This window comes from Persicitalea sp., from assembly GCF_041751555.1.
GTDB lineage: Bacteria > Bacteroidota > Bacteroidia > Cytophagales > Spirosomataceae > Persicitalea.
Genome location: NZ_JBGSXF010000742.1, coordinates 1 through 4,475, shown reverse-complemented (window position 1 = coordinate 4,475; position 4,475 = coordinate 1). Strand labels below are relative to the sequence as shown.

Below are 4,475 nucleotides of genomic sequence, written 5' to 3'. Positions count from 1 at the left end.
ATAGTTTTCTTTCGGTTTTCGTAAAAGACAAATTCTTTTTCCAGCCCGGCGAGGTGGTTTTTGAGTTGGTCGTAGGCAGCTTCCGTCTCGCGGAGTTTTTTCTGCTTTTGCTCAAATGCCTTCAACTCGTTGTCGATTATGTTGCCGCCGCCCATCACCTTCGGATGATGTACCGAACCGCAAAGCGGACAGGCCACACCGGGCTGCAAGTCACTGGCGTATTCGCGTAGTTCGCGTTGGGTTTTGAGGCGCAGGATTTGCTTGTCTACCTCGGCGTACTGTCCGACAAGTACCTGCTTTTCACGGTCGAGCCGCTCGCGGAGTTGGGCGGGCGGCGTGGCGGCGTCCTCGGGGCCGAACATCTGGTCGAAGGGTACTTCGAGCAGCAAATTGACCTTGCTCATCTCGAGTTTTTCCTCGTCGTTGGCCACCGCGTTGGCGTCTTTCTTCAGCGATTCCTTTGCCGCCAGCAACGCATTTTGAACCGAAAACCATTCCGAAACTTTTGTCACGACCTCCAAATCTACACGCCCGGCCTTCGCCTTGTCCAGCGATTTCTCTAACTCGCTTTTTTGCTGAATCAACTGACCAACTACGTCTTTTCTTTCCACCAGTGCTATCCGGCCGCGCTTCTGATCTTCCGCCAGCTTGTCCCGCTCTTCCCGCGACTGCGCCAGCGTCAGCACCACACCTAGCTCTTCGGCTTCTTTTTTCAGCGATTCGCGCTTTTCGTAGTCAGGCAAAATTCCCTCTAACTTTTTCTGCTCCACCTCAATCCGCTGCTGCCTTTCAGCCGAAGTCTTTCCCTTTTCTTGCAAAAGTTTGGTGTCCCGTGTCAGGTCGTTTTCGCGAATTTTTTTCTGATCCAGCACCAGCTTGAACGTATTTCGGCACGACTGGTAGCGGTCGAGGCGGGCGGCGCGTTGGGTATAATCGGCCTCCTGAGTTGCGAGGATCGCAATTTTTTGGGTGGCGGTTTCTTTTTCGGCAAAAAGCTGGCGGAGTGTTTCGAGTTGCTTTTCGTTTTCGGTCAACTCCTTCGAATCCCGTTCGTTGGTTTTGATGAGCGACTCGGCGTTTTTCAAGTCGTGCCGCGACTGCGCCAGTAGTTCGAGGGTAGTTTGGCCAAGTTGGGTCAATTTGCCTGCCAGATTTTCAAGTTGGTTGTCGTTGCGGTTCTTCAGTATTTTGACCTTATCGGCCAGGTCGTAACGGCTGAGCTGGAAAATTTCATTCATCATCCGCGTGCGCTGCGCCTGTGGCAGGTCGAGAAAATCCTGGAACTTCCCCTGCGGGATGATGATGGTGCGCTTAAAGTTGTCGTAGCTCAGCCCGATGATCTTTTCTGCGGCGCCATCCAGTTCCAGCGGCGCCCAGCCCTCTGCCTCGTCGTTCCATTCGTAGGAAGCGCGCTCGTAGGTGTTGACTTGTTCGAAGCGCTTGCTGTTGCGCTTGCCTTTGACCGTAAAGCGGTACTTATTGCCCTCCGGCCCGGCCCGGCAGACGTAATCAATCAGCAACTCATTGGATCGCAGATTCATCATGTTGTAGTTGCGGTCGTCGCCCGACTTGTTAAGGCGGTCGGTCTCGCCGTAAAGCGCGTAGGTGATCGCTTCCAGAATAGAAGATTTGCCACTGCCCACTTTACCAAAAATCCCGAACAGGGCCGTTTCAGTCAGGCGTGTAAAGTCGATTTCCTGGGCTTCTTTGTAGGAATATAATCCTTTAATGGTGAGGCTTACGGGGATCATTCTTAAATAGTTATGGGCGTTCAGAAGTAGACAGAAAATTTATAATACAATGAAAAGCTTTAACCAAATGGACTCTACTTGGACTTAAAGTATAAGAAAAAAAGCCTGACAATCGGATGATTATCAAGCTTTTAAGTAGTTAAATGATAGGGTTTGACGCCTCCGAGCTTCCGGCTGCGACCCCGCGCCCTCCAAACGTGTGCGCTATGAGCGCTGGAAAAAGAAAACCCGATCATTGCTGATCGGGTTTTGTCGGGATGACAGGATTTGAACCTGCGACCCCACGCCCCCCAGGCGTGTGCGCTACCGGGCTGCGCCACATCCCGATGATGTGTTGGGAGGGCAAAAGTAAAGAGAAAAAATTGTGGACGCAATTATCTTTACAGAAAAATCCTAATGTGGAAATGTAGGGAGTGCTATCAATATTTTCTTTTGAAAGACATAAGTCGTCTTCCCATTTTTTCAGAAAAGCGCTCGATTACGATTTGATACGAGTACAACGCAGCAAAAAAATGAACTGTTAGAGGGAATGATAATTTTTCAGGAAAAGATTCTTGCAAAAATTGTCGCGCTCTTTCTTCGGTTTTAAAGTATTCTTCTGAGTTACGATCGCTTACGTGCCCGCTTTTTGCGGGAGTGAAAAGGGAAGGGCATGAACCATGTGAGGTTCAAGTGGGAGGTGAACGAATTTATAACCAGTATTGACTATTTCGTGAAACCATACCGTCGCCCAGTCTGTACCATGCCGGGAAGCCCCAAGTTGCAATATCTCTCCACGAGGTAGCGCTAGTTCTTGATAAAGCGTCGTATTGACCAGACAAGCATACTAATTAAGCCGACATTCTGGTAAAGGATATGTATGATCTTTGCCGATCAAGTCGTGATGAATGGCTTTACGAGCAGGTCCGATCAAGATCGGGTGCTTGTCCATTAAATTCAGGTAATCATCAGCTGAGGGGTGGAAGTACTCCAAGCGGGAGCCATCGTAGACTTAGGCAAACAAAGCCGGACAGTTCCAGCACTGCCCAATCATGCCAATGCCTGCCACTTGCGCATCTGACTCTTTCACTTTTTGAAGCATCATCCCCAGAAGATCGGTCTGATACAGACAGTCGTTATGAGAAAGAAAATGAAATTTTTTGTTTGTTTTTTCTAAACCGTACTGGTATTTCAGGCAGTATCTTATGTTTTCTTGATCAAGTGACTCGATAGGAGTAAAGCCATGATAATAGAAGTGGTCGAGAAAAAAGTAGTGGATCGGTAAGCCTTTTAACGCCCATTCTAATAATTTGACACCTCCGTATTGCTCGAAGGGTTGCTCCTTTTCTACGACCAGGTATATATTTTCGATGTGTTGATGGCTATACTTCCACAAAGTCAGTATCGCAACGACCATTTGGTAAGGCTTACCGTAATAATTTACGCTAACACTAACATCTACTTTCGTGATCTTCACAGAGAAATTGAACAATTTGAAAATCTTCCACACTGATAACTCTGTGTTTATCTTGGTTTGTTGTTTCGAAGCAAAAAGGCTTCTACTTTTGAATTTACTTTGCCCCAGGCAGCAAAATCCGTTTTGCTGCGCGTCTGATTCGTGATATCTGTTCTGGAATTACGCATCTGATCGTTCTCAAAGTCGCGCTTGCTTGATTCAGGGCACCCAAAGGCACCTTTGTATTGAAATTCTTCCGTAAATATTCTAGTGCGTTGTTTTCACTTAAAAAGTAATTCTCTCTGTTGGAATAGGCCACGATCCCCTGTCCCACCGGATTGAACTGGGAGTGAACAGCGTAATCCTCTAAAACAAAATGTTTGAACTGGTAGCCTTGATTGACCATTTGATGAAACCATCCCGTTCCTAAGTCAGCGGTGAAGCCCCAGTTTCCCCCAAAGCAAAGATTGTCGCCAAAGGGAAGAGTAGTTCTCCGGTAAATTTTCAGATCGATCATACAAGCGTACTCGTTCAGACGGCACTCGGGAAGCGGGTGAACTCTCCCAGTTTTGAGAATTTCGATGTCTTTTAATTTTCTCGGAGTATCGTACGTCTCGTGCAGAGCAATTGCTTCGGCTTGTCCGGGTACATATTGATCGTAGATAGCACCACTGCATAGTTTGGCTGCGTTTGCGGGACACGACCAACATTGACCAATAGAACCAACTCCCGCCATTTGAGCGTCTCCTTTCAGAACCGGAAGCATTTCTCCGATCATGTCCCGATGAAAAATCATATCGTTATGCATGATAAACAGATAATCCATCGCCGAATTTTCCAGCGCATATTGGTATGGGATACTCCAGCGCAAATTTTGTTCATTTTTAACTCTCTCTGGATCAAGCGTATCCAAATCATAGAAAAATGTAGGATAATAGAGTTCGGTAGGAATTAGTCCCTCAACTGCCTGTATCACTCTGTAAATATCTCCGAATGTATTGTAAGGCTGTTTTTTTTCGACAGTCACGAAAACCTTATTGATGTGTCCCCTACTGAACTTCAGCAGGGAGAGAATTGAGAGGATAGTCTGATACGGTTTGCCGTAGTATATGACGCTGACATCGACTTTGCTAGGAATCATAGGATAGGGACAAGAGCGGTTGAATAGGCTGGAGTACACAAATCTCAGATTTGCCTAAGGAAGTATAATTCGTGGTTGTGCACTGCAAACATAAAGTGTTTTTGAAGATAAATTTCACGGCATATTTCTTCTTTTTGAATAAGAAACA

The 4,475-nt window shown here is 46.8% G+C and carries 3 protein-coding genes and 1 tRNA gene; all 4 read right to left on the bottom strand.

Annotated features, from left to right (window positions below; genetic code table 11):
- Positions 1-1,751: AAA family ATPase (locus ACEW8P_RS25905; RefSeq protein WP_373515961.1), on the bottom strand; the 1,751-nt coding region annotated here is incomplete at its 3' end.
- A gap of 252 nt (positions 1,752-2,003) precedes the next feature.
- Positions 2,004-2,077 (bottom strand) — tRNA-Pro (locus ACEW8P_RS25900).
- 665 nt (positions 2,078-2,742) lie between these two features.
- Positions 2,743-3,207, bottom strand: a complete 465-nt coding sequence (locus ACEW8P_RS25895; protein ID WP_373515960.1) for a hypothetical protein — start codon at positions 3,205-3,207, stop codon at positions 2,743-2,745.
- A 94-nt stretch (positions 3,208-3,301) separates the two neighbouring features.
- Positions 3,302-4,327 carry a hypothetical protein gene (locus ACEW8P_RS25890; protein WP_373515959.1) on the bottom strand — a complete coding sequence of 342 codons (1,026 nt, stop codon included), beginning with the start codon at positions 4,325-4,327 and terminating at the stop codon, positions 3,302-3,304.
- Between the last annotated feature and the right edge of the window lie 148 nt (positions 4,328-4,475).